Annotated in this window: 13 protein-coding genes and 1 pseudogene; 5 read left to right on the top strand and 9 right to left on the bottom strand. The window is 60.3% G+C overall.

Translation table 11 applies throughout. From position 1 onward, the window contains the following. Window positions 1-6: 6 nt before the first annotated feature. The 4 genes from CUN63_RS08980 to cpaB are packed head-to-tail and all read right to left on the bottom strand — an operon-like array spanning window position 7 to window position 4717. On the bottom strand, window positions 7-1287 hold the full coding sequence (locus CUN63_RS08980) for a CpaF family protein (protein ID WP_129438784.1): 1281 nt from the start codon (window positions 1285-1287) through the stop codon (window positions 7-9). After that, window positions 1284-2480: a pilus assembly protein gene (locus CUN63_RS08975; RefSeq protein WP_129438782.1), complete on the bottom strand. Its 1197-nt coding sequence runs from the start codon at window positions 2478-2480 to the stop codon at window positions 1284-1286. The genes CUN63_RS08980 and CUN63_RS08975 overlap by 4 nt, the downstream gene beginning before the upstream one ends. Continuing rightward, on the bottom strand, window positions 2477-3748 hold the full coding sequence (locus CUN63_RS08970; RefSeq protein WP_129438780.1) for a type II and III secretion system protein family protein: 1272 nt from the start codon (window positions 3746-3748) through the stop codon (window positions 2477-2479). The genes CUN63_RS08975 and CUN63_RS08970 overlap by 4 nt, the downstream gene beginning before the upstream one ends. Before the next feature lie 21 nt (window positions 3749-3769). Next, entirely contained in the window at window positions 3770-4717 is a 948-nt protein-coding gene (gene cpaB, locus CUN63_RS08965) for a Flp pilus assembly protein CpaB (RefSeq protein WP_129438778.1), read from the bottom strand. Window positions 4718-5041: 324 nt separating this feature from the next. Between cpaB and CUN63_RS08955 the strand changes: the two genes are divergently transcribed. Both CUN63_RS08955 and CUN63_RS08950 read left to right on the top strand, forming a co-directional pair. Further along, a complete protein-coding gene (locus tag CUN63_RS08955; RefSeq protein ID WP_129438774.1) occupies window positions 5042-5242 on the top strand; it encodes a Flp family type IVb pilin in 201 nt (66 codons plus the stop codon). A gap of 74 nt (window positions 5243-5316) precedes the next feature. Beyond that, the gene (locus CUN63_RS08950; protein WP_129438772.1) at window positions 5317-5730 is read left to right on the top strand and encodes a response regulator; all 414 of its coding nucleotides are present in this window, start codon (window positions 5317-5319) and stop codon (window positions 5728-5730) included. Between the two features lie 101 nt (window positions 5731-5831). On the opposite strand, the gene CUN63_RS08945 is transcribed toward CUN63_RS08950, so the two are convergent. Next, complete coding sequence (locus tag CUN63_RS08945; protein ID WP_129438770.1) at window positions 5832-6686, bottom strand: MaoC family dehydratase; 855 nt, start codon at window positions 6684-6686, stop codon at window positions 5832-5834. Window positions 6687-6688: 2 nt separating this feature from the next. Further along, window positions 6689-8041: a 3-oxoacyl-ACP reductase gene (locus CUN63_RS08940; protein WP_129438768.1), complete on the bottom strand. Its 1353-nt coding sequence runs from the start codon at window positions 8039-8041 to the stop codon at window positions 6689-6691. Between the two features lie 218 nt (window positions 8042-8259). On the opposite strand from CUN63_RS08940, the gene CUN63_RS08930 reads away from it, so the two are divergent. Next, window positions 8260-9537: an acetyl-CoA C-acetyltransferase gene (locus tag CUN63_RS08930; RefSeq protein WP_129438766.1), complete on the top strand. Its 1278-nt coding sequence runs from the start codon at window positions 8260-8262 to the stop codon at window positions 9535-9537. Here the strand turns inward: CUN63_RS08930 and CUN63_RS08925 are convergent. Next, entirely contained in the window at window positions 9524-10552 is a 1029-nt protein-coding gene (locus CUN63_RS08925) for a bile acid:sodium symporter family protein (RefSeq protein WP_129438764.1), read from the bottom strand. The genes CUN63_RS08930 and CUN63_RS08925 overlap by 14 nt on opposite strands. A gap of 84 nt (window positions 10553-10636) precedes the next feature. On the opposite strand from CUN63_RS08925, the gene CUN63_RS08920 reads away from it, so the two are divergent. Then, window positions 10637-11428 carry a helix-turn-helix transcriptional regulator gene (locus tag CUN63_RS08920; protein WP_129438762.1) on the top strand — a complete coding sequence of 264 codons (792 nt, stop codon included), beginning with the start codon at window positions 10637-10639 and terminating at the stop codon, window positions 11426-11428. 103 nt (window positions 11429-11531) lie between these two features. Here CUN63_RS08920 and CUN63_RS32690 read toward each other — a convergent pair whose 3' ends face one another. Continuing rightward, the gene (locus CUN63_RS32690; protein ID WP_371917828.1) at window positions 11532-12260 is read right to left on the bottom strand and encodes a methyl-accepting chemotaxis protein; all 729 of its coding nucleotides are present in this window, start codon (window positions 12258-12260) and stop codon (window positions 11532-11534) included. A gap of 129 nt (window positions 12261-12389) precedes the next feature. Further along, window positions 12390-13322: pseudogene (locus CUN63_RS32685) on the bottom strand (cache domain-containing protein); the annotation flags it as partial. A 558-nt stretch (window positions 13323-13880) separates the two neighbouring features. Between CUN63_RS32685 and CUN63_RS08910 the strand changes: the two are divergent. Then, window positions 13881-14774: a PA4780 family RIO1-like protein kinase gene (locus tag CUN63_RS08910; protein WP_129438758.1), complete on the top strand. Its 894-nt coding sequence runs from the start codon at window positions 13881-13883 to the stop codon at window positions 14772-14774. Window positions 14775-14996: the final 222 nt, after the last annotated feature.

Genomic DNA, 14996 nt, shown 5'->3' with positions numbered 1-14996 from the left:
TGGCCTTCAGTACGCAGAGGGAGAGAGCGCCAACTCACGGCGCAGTTTGTCGCCGGCGGGGTTGACCGCCTCGCGCATGAATCCGAAACCGCTGCGCCGGTCGAGCCGGAACAACGTGTTGGTGACATACACGTCATCACGCAAGCCGATCACCTCCACCACTTCACTGACGCAGCGGCGGCCGTCGGGCATGCGCGTCAGCTGGATCACTACATCCAGTGCGGCGCAGATCATTTGCCGTAAGGTACGTTCGGCGATGGTGCGGCCCGTCAGGCCCACCAATGTCTCCAGGCGCAACAGCGCATCCTGGGCGTTGTTGGCGTGCACGGTACTCATGGAACCGTCGTGGCCGGTGTTCATTGCGGTGAGTACGTCCACCACTTCGACGCCACGAATCTCGCCGAGGATGATTCTGTCCGGGCGCATCCGCAAGGCGTTGCGAATCAGGTCACTGGCCTTCACTTCGCCGTGGCCTTCGGCATTCGGCGGTCGGGTTTCCAGGCGCACCACGTGAGGGTGGCCCAGTTGCAGTTCGGCGACGTCTTCGATGGTGACGATTCGCTCGTGAGGGTTGATCAGCTGGCTGAGAATGTTCAGCAGTGTGGTCTTGCCGGTGCCGGTGCCGCCGCTGATCAGGATGTTGCAGCGCTTGCCCACGGCCTCCTGAATGAAGTCGAAGATCGCCTGATCGATGGTTTGCATCGCCATCAGGTCCGAGCTTTTGAGCATGTCCTTGCGAAATTTACGTATCGACAGGCAGGGGCCATCGAGCGCAATCGGTGGAATGATCGCGTTGACCCGGCTACCGTCGGGCAGTCGTGCGTCGACCATCGGCGACGACTCATCGAGCCGTCGACCGAGGGGCGCGAGGATCCGTTGCATAACCCGTTCGACGTGATGTGCATCGATGAAACGCAGGTCACTTTGATGCAGTACGCCGTCGCGTTCAATGAACACCCGATGCGGGCCGTTGACCAGAATCTCCGTCACCGCCGGGTCCCGCAGCAGCACTTCCAAGGGGCCGAAACCGGTGAGTTCGTCGACGATTTCTTCGGCCAGACGCTCCATTTCATAGCGGGAAATCGCCAGGTGCAGCCGGGCGACGTACTCGGCAACCTTGTCGATGACGAACTGCGAGAGTACCTGCCGCGAACCCTCCAGCAGGTTTTTGCCGGATTCCTCGATGGCGTCGATGATGTAGCGGTGCAGCACCAGTTTCAGACCTTCGTTATCGGTGTTGCCGCTGGTTGTGCGTACAGGGGCGCCGAAGAGTTTTTCACCGCTCATTGCGCACCCCTCAACCGGTTGAACCAGCCAGACTTGGGCTTGGCCAGGCCCTCGGAGCGCTTGGCCAACCGATCGCCGAGGGCGCGCAGGCTTTGAGTCAGGCCTTCGCGCGGTGCCAGTTCAAACAGAGTCATACCTTGGTTCTTGGCGTTAAGCCGCACTTCCGGGCTGTAGACGAGGGTCGCGATGATCTCCATGCCGAAGCTTTTGCTCAGGGTGTCGGCGTCCGGTGCGACGTTGCGCAGGTAGCGGTCCACCAGCAGTCTGGCGTGATCGAGCTTCATGCCTTTTTCACGCCACAGGTTGAGTACCGCCAGGTTGCGACGGCAATCGAGAACGTTCTGATCGGTGTACCACAGCAACTTGTCGCAATGGGTGACGAAGGTGCGTAGCGCTTCGCTGTCCGGCTGGCCTGTCAGGTTCACCACGATGTGCTGGAAGTGTTGGCGCAGGGCGCTGAGCAGCATGTACAACTCGGCGGTGCTGGTGTGTTCCAGCGGCTCATCGTGGCTGGCGTAGGCGAGGATCCGCAACCCGGCGGCGCAGGTGGTGAACGCGCTGTCGATCAGCGTCGCGTCGAGGCGCCGCAAGTGCCGGAGTGCATCGCCGAAGTGGAACGAACTCTCCAGCCCGAGCAAGGCCAGGCTGTCACCGCGCGGCAGGCCCAGATCCAGCAACAGCGTTTGCTGTCCGCTCTTGTGCACCACTTGCGCCATGTGCGTGGCGAGCAGCGCGCCGTCGGCGTTGATCTGCACACCGTAGAGCACCGTCAGGCTACCCAGTTGAGTGTTCGGGGCCACGGGCGGCAGGCGTTTGCTCAGCCGTCGCACCAATCCCGAGACTTCACTGGAACGCGAACCATAGGCCACGAAATCCCGTGCTCCGGCGCGCATGGCATTGAGCACGAGTTGGTTGTCCATGCCATCGCCCAGCGCGACGATCGCCAGCATCGGTTTGGCTTCCAGGGCACCTTCGATCAGTGCGCTTTGGGCCACCACGTGTTCGCGGTCCAGGCCGACGAACACCAGGCTGGCGAAGGTCACGTCCACCAGCGCCAACAATTCGTCGAGGCTGCCACCGCCGGCGCTGACCACTTGGCCCAACGGGGCGAGGGCGCCTTGCAGCCACTCAAGGTCGGTGCTGTTGCGCGTGATCGCGAGGAAGGTCTGGCTCAGGTTCTGGCTCTGGCTCATTGCGATAATCCGCTTCGTTTATCGAAGTTGCCGTTTTCGAGGAAGTACAGGCGATACCAGTTGGGGTCATAGTTGCGCAGCTTTTCACCCGGCAACGACGGCAGTTGTGCGTTGGCAGCCAACGGTTGGACCAGGTGCGGCGTGACGATCATCAGCAGCTCACGCTCTTCACGGTTGACCGATGAGTTGCGAAAAAACGCACCGAGAATCGGGATATCGCCCAGGCCTGGAAACTTGCTGACTTGCGAAATGTTATGCGTACTGATCAAACCGCTGATGACGAAACTCTCGCCATCGGCCAGCGAGATGCTGGTGTCGGTGCGGCGAATGGTGAACGCCGGGACGGTGGTGCCCCCGATGGTCACGCCATTGTTGAAGTCGAGCTCGCTGACCTCCGGCGCCACTTTGAGGGTGATGCGGTCGTGGCTGACCACGGTCGGTGTGAGCGTCAGGCGGATGCCGAATTCCTTGTATTCGATGGAGTAGCTGTTGCTGTTGGCGCTGGGCACCGGGATTGGAATTTCACCCCCGGCCAGGAAGCTCGCGCTCTGCCCGCTGAGGGCTACCAGGCTTGGCCGTGCCAGGGTGTAGGCGAAGCCGCTGCCTTCCAGGGCGTTGACGATGCCGAGGACTTTGCTGCTGCCACCGCCCCAGACAATGTTGAAACTGTCATTGAGCAACGGGATGCTGGGCACCGCGATCCGGGGATCAATGTTGTGCAGCGGCACCACGCCCGGCGTCACGGCCGTGTTGGGCACCGTACCGGGTGCGCCGAAGAGGAAGTTGTTCGAGCCCTTGCCGAAAATCGACGTGCCGGCCTCTTTCAGTTTGGTCCGGCTGACTTCGACAAAACGAATGTCGGTCTGTACTTGCGACGGTAGCAGTGGGTCATCAGAGGGTAACCGTGTAGCGGTGGTCATCGCTGCGGTGGCCTTGCCCTGAACGAACACCATGCTCTGGCGCGGAGCACTGGCGCAGGCGGTCCAGACCATCAGGCTGGTCGCGCCGGGGGCCATCCCGGTTAGCAAAAATGCTTGATTAGCGTTGACTCGCACGTCGGCGATTTTCGGGTCGCCCACCGCCACCCGAGTGATCGCCACCGGTGATTGCACCTCCTGTTGCAGCCCTTCACTGACTTCCAGCACCGCAGGCAACGAACCCAGCGCGGCGCAATTGCCGGCGGCTGCGAACGTTACGCCAAGCGGCACACCGCTCAGTAAAGAGACCCAGAGCAGGCCTTGAAACAGCGGCATGGTACGACTGCGCATTCAGATGCGTCCTTGCTCTATTCAGGGGGTTTGTTGGGTAATTTCGTTGCCGCGGATGACTTCCACGCTCAACTTGCGCGGTGCTGTGCCGCCGTGGGTGACGACAGGTTTGGGAGGGGGCGTCATGGCCAGTTGGCTGAACTGGATCAACTCGCGGTTGGCACTGGCAAGGTTGGCCGATGAATCGCTTTCGCCGGCCCAGTAACGAGCCAGACGTTTTTCATCGGCGCTGCGTACGGCCAGGCGCAACACGCCGGCCTGGGTCGCCAACATCAGGCGACTCAATAGTTGTTCGGGGACGGCAAGCAAGACGCTGCGGGCGCTGGCGCGCAATTGTTCCTGCCTGAGTTTTTCTTCGAAGCTGCGGGCCGGGCTTGCGGGTTGACCGTCGTTGGTCAACCCCATCTGTTCGCCCACCGCGAGCACCCGCAAGGCCGGTACCACCAATTGAGCCGACGGCTGCAGGTTGTTGTTGTCCATGCGCAGAAACAGCAGCACATCGACATAGTCCCCCGGTGTCAGTTGCCCACCGGCATTGATCACTTCGTCCACCGCGACGGCGAGGGCGCGCTCATCGGGACGAATCATCCGCGCCAGTCTGCCGCCGGCTTCAAAGCTTTCATCATTGAGCCAGGTGCCGGCACTGAGGGCGCGCCAGGGTGTTCGGCCAATTGCTTGATCGAGGCGGCTCAGGCTGCCGGCCGGGACGGTACGGAGTTTTTCCAGGGTCACGTCGGTGGCGCTGATCGGCATGAACGGTGGCACATCATGCAGCAACACCACCACCGGTTGGCGGGTGGGGTCGTCCACGGGGACAGGCGTCTGGGCAATGGGCGCAGGCGAGACGATCCCGGGTTGCACGACAGGCTCGGGAACGGGTTGGCGGCTCAGCGTGAGGCCCCAGTAACCGGCAATAATGGCGCCCACCAGAAACAAACCGGCCAGGCCCAGAGTGATACGACTGTTCATGACGGCTCTCCCTTTCCTGCTGCTTGAGACCTCGTCGCATCCAACGAGACAACTTCGCAATCAGGCAGCTATGAACATGGAACTATTTCGCTATTTGAAGGTAGCTCAGCTAGAGCAAAAAGCCATTACGGGCCTGAAAATAACTCACGAAAGTAAGTCGCCAGGGCGAAAACGTGGCATTTTTGACGTCAACGAAGCGACTAATACTTTAGTGATAATTCGTTCTTACAGTTGTGGGTACGGGGAATGCGGACAATGCTGATGCTGGCAAAGGGGAATCATGTTGCGACCGAGCAACACCCGTCGTCTTTCAGGAGAACTGCCATGTCCTTTACCAAGATTGCTCAGAAGATCAAATCCGAAATCGCTTTTTACAAAGGCCTGGCCAAAGATACCGAGGGTGCTTCAGGTATTGAGTACGCGGTCGTTGCCGCGATGGTTGCGCTGGTGATTGCTGGACTGAGTTCGGGCATTGAAACTGCGGTTACTACTCTTTTTGGAAGTATCAAGACTGCACTTTCATGACGAGAGCAGAGGCAACTTGCTAATGTTCCAAAGGGCTTCTAACGTCAGCGCTTAGTCCATTGCAGGTGTTGCCCATGAACGCTCCCTCACTTCCACGCCAACAGCTTCTTCTGGTCGATGATGAGGAGGATGCGTTGCTGGAGTTGGCGGAGTTGCTGGAGGGCGAGGGCTTCAATTGCTTTACCGCCACCTCGGTCAAGCTCGCGCTGAATCATCTGACGCGCCATCCTGATATTGCGTTGGTGATTACTGATTTGCGGATGCCGGAGGAGAGTGGCATGTCGTTGATCAAGCGGTTGCGTGAACATACGTCCCGCCAGCATTTGCCGGTGATTGTGACGTCGGGGCATGCGGACATGGAGGATGTCAGTGACATGTTGCGGTTGCAGGTGCTCGACCTGTTTCGCAAGCCGATTTATCACGTGCGGTTGTTGGAGACGTTGAATAATTTGTTTCCGCAGCCTTGCATGGGTTTAGTGAGTCCGTGAAGACGGCGCTAGCTGATTGATCGTTCCCACGCTGCGTGGGAATGCAGCCAGGGACGCTCTGCGTCCCAGAGAGCCGAACGCAGAGCTCGGGAACGATAGGGTCAGGCAACCGGTCGCCAATGGCCCACCATATGCTCCAAATCCCCTGCACCCACCAACCTTAAATCCCCACTGGATCCCGCCGCACTGGCCAGCAATGTCACCTCGCTGGGCAACCGCACCGGTTTGCGGAATTGCACCGCAATCTCGACATTCGCCGCCGGCAAATGCTCACTTAACGCCGCCAGCGTACGCGCCTTGTTCCACAACCCATGGGCGATGGCCGTCGGGAAACCGAAGAGTTTGGCGCTGACGGCACTCAGGTGAATCGGGTTGTAGTCGCCGGACACTTTGGCGTACTGCCGCCCAATGTCCGACGGCGCTTTCCAGCGGGCCACTTCCGACATTTCCAGCGTCGATGCCAACACGTCCTCGACGGGCTCGCCTGCGAGTTTGACCCCGCGGCACAGCATCTGGCTTTCAGCTTCCCACAACGTCCCCAACTGATCGTCGAGCGTGGTCACCAGGTCGAACGTCGCGCCCTTTTCATGGGGCTGAAGGTTTTGCACCTGAACGCTGACCCGCACACGATTCACGCCGCCCATTGGGCGAAAGATGCGAATGCGGTTGCTCAGGTGAATCAATCCCAGCAGCGGAAATGGAAACTCCTTGGCCGTCAGCAATTGCATCTGCAAGGCGAACGCGAGGATGTGTGGATAGGTCGGCGGCAGCAGGCCGTTGTCGGCAAAACCGCAGACCTTGCGATAGGCCGCCAAGCGCTCCGTATCGACATTGATCCAACAGCGCAACCCCGAATCGGGCAGGGTGGTGCCGGTGATTTTGCGCCGCGTCGCAGCCCGCACGTACAGTCCCGACAGGCTTGGTTCGCGGTTGAGTATGTGCCAATCGATGATCATGCCTAAGCCCCCAAAACACTTTGTCCGCACACTCGCAACGCTTGGCCGGTGAACGCGCCGGTGCCCGGTTGTGCCAGCCACGCCACCGCTTCGGCGACGTCTTGCGGCAGGCCGCCCTGGCCCAGCGAACTCATGCGCCGCCCGGCCTCACGCACGCCGAACGGCAGGTGCGCGGTCATCTGGGTTTCGATGAAGCCCGGTGCTACCGCATTGATGCTGATACCGCGCTCATTCAACAACGGCGCCCAGGCCTCGGCCAGACCGATCAGCCCGGCCTTGCTCGCTGCGTAATTGGTTTGCCCGCGATTGCCGGCGATGCCGCTGATGGACGCCAGCAGGATCACTCGGCCGTTGTCGTGCAGGGTGCCGCTGTCGAGCAGTGCCTTGGTCAGCACTTGCGGCGCATTGAGGTTGACCGCCAGCACCGCGTCCCAGAATTCCGGGGTCATGTTGGCCAGGGTTTTATCCCGGGTGATGCCGGCGTTGTGCACCACGATGTCGATGCCGTCGGGCAGTTGCTCGATCAACTGCGCGGCGGCATCTTCGGCGCAAATATCCAGGGTGATGCTGCGCCCGCCGAGGCGTGCGGCGAGGGCTTCGAGATCAGTCTTGGCCGGTGCTACGTCGAGCAGGATCACTTCGGCCCCGTCACGGGCCAGGGTTTCGGCGATGGAGGCGCCGATGCCGCGTGCAGCACCCGTGACCAGCGCCTTGCGGCCGGACAATGGACGAGTCCAGTCCGTGACCTGCGTATCGCAGGCATTCAAGCGAATCACTTGCCCGGAAACGAACGCACTTTTGGGCGAGAGGAAAAACCTCAGCGGGCCTTCCAGTTGATCCTCCGCACCTTCGCCGACATAGATCAGCTGCAAGGTGCCGCCGCTGCGCAGCTCCTTGGCCAACGAACGGCTGAAACCTTCCAACGCTCGCTGGGCGCTGGCGGCGAACGGATCGCTCAAGGTCTCCGGCGCGCGCCCCAGAATCACCAGGTGCGCGCTGTGGTCGAGGTTTTTAATCAACGGCTGGAAGAACTCGCGCAGCTGTTTGAGTTGATCGGTTTGCACCAGGTCGCTGGCGTCGAATACCACGGCTTTGAGTTTGGGGCCGTGGCCGGGAATCCACGCGGTGGCCAGGGCAGGGTCGGTGCCGTAGCTGTAAATCGCGTCGGTCAGACGGTTGGCGAAGGTGCCGATTTTTTCCGTCAACGGGCCACCGCCCAACAACAGCGCCCCCTCGACAGGCCGCAGCCGGCCTGCTTGCCAGCGCTCCAGCCGAACCGGCGACGGCAGACCCAGGGCCCCGACCACACGATGGCCGATGGACGAATTGGCGAAGTCGATATAACGGTCAGACATGGAACGCGCTCCAGCAGCTGGGGTTCAAAGTGTGGACCAAAAATGGCGATCAGTCGTTCGATCCACGAGATAAGGCCTACGCTTGATCATTGTAGGAGCTGCCGAAGGCTGCGATCTTTTGATCTTGATCCCAAAAAACAGAGTCAAAAGATCGCAGCCTTCGGCAGCTCCTACAGGGGGCGGTGCTCTCAATTTGGATATTTCATCAGGAGCTTTTCATGACTCAACTGCGCCGCGTTGCGATTATTGGTGGTAACCGTATCCCCTTCGCCCGTTCCAACGGGCCGTACACCACCGCCAGTAACCAGGCGATGCTCACCGCCGCGCTCGAAGGCCTGATCGAACGCTACAACCTGCACGGTTTGCGCCTGGGCGAAGTGGCGGCGGGGGCGGTGCTCAAGCACTCCCGGGATATGAGCCTGATCCGCGAGTGTGTGCTCGGCTCGCGGCTGTCGCCAACCACCCCGGCCTACGACATTCAGCAGGCGTGCGGCACCGGTCTGGAAGCGACGTTGCTGGTGGCGAATAAAATCGCGCTGGGCCAGATCGAATGCGCAATCGCCGGCGGCGTCGACACCACCTCCGACGCGCCGATTGGGGTCAACGAAGGCCTGCGCAAAATCCTCCTGCAAGCCAACCGCGCCAAAACCACCGCCGACAAACTGAAATCCTTCCTGCAACTGCGCCCCCGTCACCTGATCCCGGATCTGCCACGCATCAACGAACCACGCACTGGCCTGTCGATGGGTGAGCACTGCGAATTGATGGCCCAGGCCTGGAATATTCCGCGCGACGAACAGGACCAACTGGCCTTGGAAAGTCACCAGAAAATGGCCGCGTCCTACACCGAAGGCTGGCACAACGACTTGATGACGCCGTTCCTCGGTCTGACCCGCGACGACAACCTGCGCCCGGAACTGACCCTGGAAAAACTCGCGTCACTCAAACCGGTGTTCGAGAAAAGCGCCAAGGGCACCCTGACGGCGGGCAACTCGACGCCGCTCACCGATGGCGCGTCGCTGGTGCTGCTGGGCAGTGAAGAATGGGCCAAGGAGCGCGGCTTGCCGGTCCTTGCCTATTTGCGCGATGGCGAGGTGGCGGCGGTGGATTTCGTCAACGGTGCGGAAGGATTGTTGATGGCGCCGGTGTATGCAGTGCCGCGTTTGCTGGCGCGCAACGGCCTGACCTTGCAGGACTTCGATTACTACGAAATCCACGAAGCCTTCGCCGCGCAGGTGCTCTGCACGCTGAAGGCTTGGGAGGATGCGGAATATTGCAAAACCCGCCTCGGTCTCGATGCGCCACTGGGCTCCATCGACCGCAGCCGCCTCAACGTCAAAGGCAGTTCACTGGCGGCGGGGCATCCGTTTGCCGCGACTGGCGCACGCATCGTCGCGAGCCTGGCGAAGTTGCTGGATGCGGCGGGGCAGGGCCGAGGGTTGATCTCGATCTGCGCCGCCGGAGGCCAGGGGGTGACAGTGATTATTGAGCGCTGAGGACTGCGGCGCTTTGCTGTTGGGCCAGATGCCGGTTGCGGTTGGCGTAACTCTCGGCCATGACCGAGCAGACGATCAGCTGCAACGGGTGGTAGATCATGATCGGCAGAAGGATCAGCCCAAGCCCTGGGTTGGCGCCGAAGATCAGCGCTGCCATCGGCGCACCGGCGGCCAGGGATTTCTTGCTGGCGCAAAATACCGCAGCGATTTCATCGGCCGGGCTGAATTTCAATGCGCGAGCGGTGCGGGTGGTCATCCACAGGATGATCGCCAGCAGGATCGCACTGCCGATCAGTGCTGTGAGGATTACGCTGTTGCCCTGTTTTTGCCACATCCCCGACACCATCGAATTGCAGAACGCCGCGTAGACCAGCAACAGAATCACCAGCTTGTCGACGATGTTGGTGTAGCGCTTGTGGCGGGCGAAGAACTTGCCGAGGAACGGCCGAACCCATTGGCCGAGTACCAGTGGCAACAGCAACATGGCGCAGAGGTCGAGCAGGGTTGAGCCCAGATCGATACCGCCAGCACCGCTGCCGACCACGAAACTCACCAGCAACGGCGTCAGGAAAATCCCCAGCACGCTGGACAGGCTCGCATTGAGAATCGCCGCCGGTACGTTGCCGCCCGCGCTGCCGGTCAGGGCCACGGACGAGGAAATGGTCGAGGGCAGGGCACAGAGGTACAGGAAACCCAGCATCAGCAGAGACGGAATGTGCGAACCCAACAGCTTGTCGCTCAGCAGCCAGATCAGCGGAAACACCGCGAAGGTGAAACCCTGAACCATCACGTGCAGCTTCCAGTTTTTCAGACCGTGAGTGATCTGCTCGCTGGACAGGTTGACCCCATGCAGGAAGAACACCAGGAACACGCCGATATTGATCACGTATTCAGCGTGCATTCCACCGCCGGTGGCCCCGAAGGTCGGGAAGAAATACGCCAGCAGCGTGGCGATCAACATGCCGCACAAGAACCAGTCGGTGACCACGCGTTTGAGGTGTTTGAAGGCATGCATAACAGGCACCGAATACATTTGTAAGAATTGGTGACTTAGCCTAACGTCGGCTCCATCAGCCGTCTTGCGACATAAGGCCAATCAATGCCGACTAACGGACAACTTTCCCTCGAACGGACGATTCCGACGCTGACAGCGCTGCCGCGTCCGCTGTATGCCCGCGCGGAAAGTCTCAACGCCGGTTCATGGACGCCGCCGCATCGGCACGATTGGGTGCAGTTTTCCTACGCGATCAGCGGCGTTCTCGGCGTGCACACCGCCGAAGGCAGTTTCTTTGCGCCGCCGCAGTGGGGCATCTGGATTCCGGCAGATCTCGAACACCAGGTGGTGACTTCGATGCGCGCCGAAATGCGCAGCCTCTATGTGCGCCGCGAGGATTGTGAATGGGCGGACGGGCGTTGCCGGGTGCTGGAAGTGACGCCGTTGGCCCGGGAGCTGATCAAGAGTTTTTGTTTACTGCCGGTTGAATATCCGCAGGGCGACAACCAGGAGTCACGGCTGGTGAGTGTGCTGCTGGATCAGTTGGCGCATCTACCCGAGGTCGGCTTCTCGCTGCCGTTGCCGCGCCATGAACGGTTGCTGGGGTTGTGCAACGAGCTGATCGAAAGCCCTGAGCGCAATGTGACGTTGCAGGAGTGGGCCGAGCGATTGGGGATGTCGGAGAAGACCTTGATGCGGCTCTTTCAGCGGGAAACCGGGTTGAGCTTTCGAGGGTGGCGCCAGCGGATGCGGTTGCTGTCGTCGTTGAGTTTGCTGGAGGAGGGGGACAGCGTGACGAATGCCGCGCTGTCTTGCGGGTATGACTCGACTTCGGCGTTTATTGCGGCGTTCAAAAGCCTGTTCGGGTTTACCCCCGGCGAGCTATTCAAGCAGTGACGACGCTAAAAGATCGCAGCCTGCGGCAGCTCCTACAGGATGTACGCCGATCCCCTGTAGGAGCTGCCGAAGGCTGCGATCTTTTGATCTTCTCTCTTGATCTTTAGGTTCTGAAGCGGCGCACCAACCCATCCAACTCGTTCGACAACCCCGCCAGACTCTGCGAATCCAGCCGCGCCGAGTTCGCCAGTTCCGCCACCAACTGCGCGTCACCATGAATCTGGCTGATGTGCCGATTGATGTCTTCAGCCACCTGATGCTGTTCTTCTGCCGCGGTAGCGATCTGGGTGTTCATGTCGCGGATCACGTCTACCGATTCCCGAATCAGCCCGAAGCTGCTGCGTGCTTCACCGATCCGCGTCACCGATTGCTGGGATACTTCCAGGCTCGCATGCATTTGCTGAGTCACCTGACTGGTGCGTTTGGCGAGGTTGCCCAGCAAACCGTCGATTTCCGCCGTGGAATCCGCCGTGCGTTTGGCTAGCGCCCGAACTTCATCGGCCACCACCGCAAACCCACGACCCTGTTCACCGGCCCGCGCCGCTTCAATGGCCGCGTTCAGCGCCAGCAGGTTGGTCTGTTCGGCAATCGAGCGAATGGTCCCGAGGATTGACTGAATGTCGTTGCTATCGCGCTCAAGCTGTTGCATCGACTGGGCCGACTGTTCGATTTCCTGGCTCAAGCGATCAACGCTGGTCACGGCCGCATCAATCTGTTGCTGACCTTCACGCGCCTGGCGCTGGCCGCTGTCGGCCGATTCCGCCGCCTGGCTGCAAGAGCGCGCGACTTCGTTGGCGGTGGCGACCATTTCGTGGAACGCGGTGGAAACCATGTCCACCGCTTCGCGCTGACGCCCGGCGGCTTCGGCCATGTCGCTGGAGACCTGGGTCGAACTCTTGGAGGTGGCGAGGATCTTGGTCGCGGCGCCGCCAATGCTCTGGATCAGGTTGCGAATTGCCGCCAAAAACTGGTTGAACCAGTTGGCCAGTTGCGCGGTTTCGTCGCTGCCACGGATTTGCAGGTTCTTGGTCAGGTCGCCTTCGCCTTGGGCGATGCCTTCCAGACCGCTGGCCACGCTGCGGATCGGCCGCACGATGAGGCTGGCGAAACTGGCGCCGACGATGGCGAAGAACACGGCCAGCACGGCGGCGATGATCGCGATCAGCCAGGTCAGCTGGGTGGCCGAACTCATCACGTCGGTCTGCTTGATCAGGCCGATAAAGGTCCAGCCCAGTTGCTCCGACGGCCAGACGTTGGCCATGTAGCGTTCGCCGTTCAGCTCGACTTCCACCAGCCCTTTGCCGGCCTTGGCCAGTTGCGCGTAGCCCTCGCCGAGGCTGCTCAGCGCTTTAAAGTTGTGTTCCGGTTGCTTTGGATCGACCAGCACAGTGCCGGTGTTTTCCAGCAGCATCAGGTAGCCGGTTTCACCGAGCTTGATCTGTTTGACGATTTCGGTGAGCTGTTTAAGCGTCACGTCGATGCTGACTACGCCGCCATTGGTGCCCAATTTGTTGTCGATGGTGCGCACGGTACTGACGTACGTCGCGTCGTCCTGGGCCCAGTAATAGGCCTCAGTGCGCAACGGTTTGCCCGGTTTGGCCTGGGCAGCCTTGTACCACGGGCGCTGGCGCGGGTCGTAGTTGCTCAGCTTCGCATCGTCCGGCCAGGACACATAACCGCCCGCCGCGGTGCCGAGGATGGCATAGGCGTAGGACGGGTGACTGTTACCCAGGTCCTGAAGGAGGCCGAAGACCTTCTTGTCCATCTCGCCTTGAGGAATGCTCTCAGCGTTGACGCTCATGTAGGTCTTGAGGCTGTCGTCGGAGTTCTTGATCAGCGGTTGGGTCGCCAGGTAATCCACGTTCTGGCTGATGTCGTCAAAGAACAGTTGCATGGCGTTGCTGACCTGACGAATCTCGCGTCCACTGCCGTCGACGAAACTGTCCTTGGCATCACTGCGCAAGTTCAGCACAACCAGGGTAGCGACCAGCACCACCGGCAAGCAGGCGATGATTGCAAACGCCCAGGTCAACTTCTGTTTGATGTTCATCCGCGCTCCAGATTTTTCTTGTAGGCCCACGCAGTGCAGATGACTCGCGGATTATTGGCAGAACGATTGTCGGACAAATCACTTTGTCTCTGATGACTTCGGCTGGCCGAGGCGGAAATTGAGGCCTATTAAGAAAAATCCTACGAAGGGGATGAATCGAGATGTCAGCTTCTGTCGCAAATACCCGCTTAGCCCTTCAGCAACAAGTGACGCAGGGTCAGCTATGATCTGTGACGGCCGATGACGACCTGCGGTTGTTGACCGATTAAACCGGCACATTGTGTGCTTCTTGACCGTCACTGGAACGTTCATAGGTCGGCAACCCCTCCCCCGAATGAGTGGATTGCCGTATAACGAATGACTTTCGCGTGTTTGGTAATAAAGGACCCCCAATAAAAGCTGATGAAGACTCCAAAACGCATTGAACCCCTGATCGAGGACGGTCTGGTCGACGAGGTGCTGCGCCCACTCATGAGTGGTAAAGAAGCAGCTGTTTATGTGGTGCGCTGCGGCAACGAGTTACGTTGCGCGAAGGTCTACAAGGAGGCGAATAAACGCAGTTTCCGTCAGGCGGCCGAGTATCAGGAAGGCCGCAAGGTGCGCAACAGCCGTCAGGCTCGAGCGATGGCCAAGGGCTCCAAGTTTGGCAAGAAAGAAACCGAAGACGCCTGGCAAAATGCCGAAGTGGCGGCATTGTTCCGTCTGGCCGGTGCTGGCGTTCGGGTCCCTCAGCCGTACGACTTCCTTGAAGGCGTGCTGCTGATGGAACTGGTGGCCGATGAGTACGGCGATGCCGCGCCGCGTCTGAACGACGTGGTGCTGGAACCGGATCAGGCGCGCGAGTATCACGCGTTCCTGATTTCGCAGATCGTGCTGATGTTGTGTACCGGTCTGGTGCACGGTGACCTGTCGGAGTTCAACGTACTGTTGACCCCGACCGGCCCGGTGATCATCGATCTGCCGCAAGCGGTCGACGCGGCGGGCAACAACCACGCGTTCAGCATGCTAGAGCGGGATGTCGGCAACATGGCGTCCTACTTCGGGCGGTTTGCGCCGGAGTTGAAAAAGACCAAGTACGCCAAGGAAATGTGGGCCCTGTTCGAAGCCGGCACCTTGCACCCGGCCAGTATCTTGACCGGCGAGTTCGATGAGCCGGAAGAGTTGGCCGATGTTGGCGGGATCATGCGCGAGATCGAGGCAGCACGCCTTGATGAAGAGCGCAAGCAAGCGGTGCGCGCGGCAGATGACGCGCCACCGGGCAAAACCGAAGAGCCGCCTCCGCCTTGGATGCAGTGATTGGTTAACGAAAAACCCGGCTTCGGCCGGGTTTTTTTAGATGCCTGCCCCGAATCCTCCAAACACCGAAGAACCAGTGTGGGAGCGGGCTTGCTCGCGAATGCGGTGTGTCATTCAACATCAATGTCGACTGATCTACCGCATTCGCGAGCAAGTCGAATCGTCGCACCGCCGCTCCCACAGTAGATTTTTGGTGTAACAGAATTTTGTGTTCTCCCTGCT

Origin of the sequence: Pseudomonas sp. ACM7 (assembly GCF_004136015.1) — a bacterium.
GTDB lineage: Bacteria > Pseudomonadota > Gammaproteobacteria > Pseudomonadales > Pseudomonadaceae > Aquipseudomonas > Aquipseudomonas frigoris.
Note: the sequence above shows the minus strand (reverse complement) of the source record. Positions and strands in the feature narration are given on the sequence as shown.

What these genes read in the sequence shown, in the direction of transcription:
- CUN63_RS08980 (WP_129438784.1), bottom strand. Translation starts at nt 1,287, where the DNA reads ATGAGCGGTGAAAAACTCTTCGGCGCCCCTGTACGCACAACCAGCGGC.
- CUN63_RS08975 (WP_129438782.1), bottom strand. Translation starts at nt 2,480, where the DNA reads ATGAGCCAGAGCCAGAACCTGAGCCAGACCTTCCTCGCGATCACGCGC.
- CUN63_RS08970 (WP_129438780.1), bottom strand. Translation starts at nt 3,748, where the DNA reads ATGCGCAGTCGTACCATGCCGCTGTTTCAAGGCCTGCTCTGGGTCTCT.
- cpaB (WP_129438778.1), bottom strand. Translation starts at nt 4,717, where the DNA reads ATGAACAGTCGTATCACTCTGGGCCTGGCCGGTTTGTTTCTGGTGGGC.
- CUN63_RS08955 (WP_129438774.1), top strand. Translation starts at nt 5,042, where the DNA reads ATGTCCTTTACCAAGATTGCTCAGAAGATCAAATCCGAAATCGCTTTT.
- CUN63_RS08950 (WP_129438772.1), top strand. Translation starts at nt 5,317, where the DNA reads ATGAACGCTCCCTCACTTCCACGCCAACAGCTTCTTCTGGTCGATGAT.
- CUN63_RS08945 (WP_129438770.1), bottom strand. Translation starts at nt 6,686, where the DNA reads ATGATCATCGATTGGCACATACTCAACCGCGAACCAAGCCTGTCGGGA.
- CUN63_RS08940 (WP_129438768.1), bottom strand. Translation starts at nt 8,041, where the DNA reads ATGTCTGACCGTTATATCGACTTCGCCAATTCGTCCATCGGCCATCGT.
- CUN63_RS08930 (WP_129438766.1), top strand. Translation starts at nt 8,260, where the DNA reads ATGACTCAACTGCGCCGCGTTGCGATTATTGGTGGTAACCGTATCCCC.
- CUN63_RS08925 (WP_129438764.1), bottom strand. Translation starts at nt 10,552, where the DNA reads ATGCATGCCTTCAAACACCTCAAACGCGTGGTCACCGACTGGTTCTTG.
- CUN63_RS08920 (WP_129438762.1), top strand. Translation starts at nt 10,637, where the DNA reads ATGCCGACTAACGGACAACTTTCCCTCGAACGGACGATTCCGACGCTG.
- CUN63_RS32690 (WP_371917828.1), bottom strand. Translation starts at nt 12,260, where the DNA reads ATGGTTTCCACCGCGTTCCACGAAATGGTCGCCACCGCCAACGAAGTC.
- CUN63_RS08910 (WP_129438758.1), top strand. Translation starts at nt 13,881, where the DNA reads ATGAAGACTCCAAAACGCATTGAACCCCTGATCGAGGACGGTCTGGTC.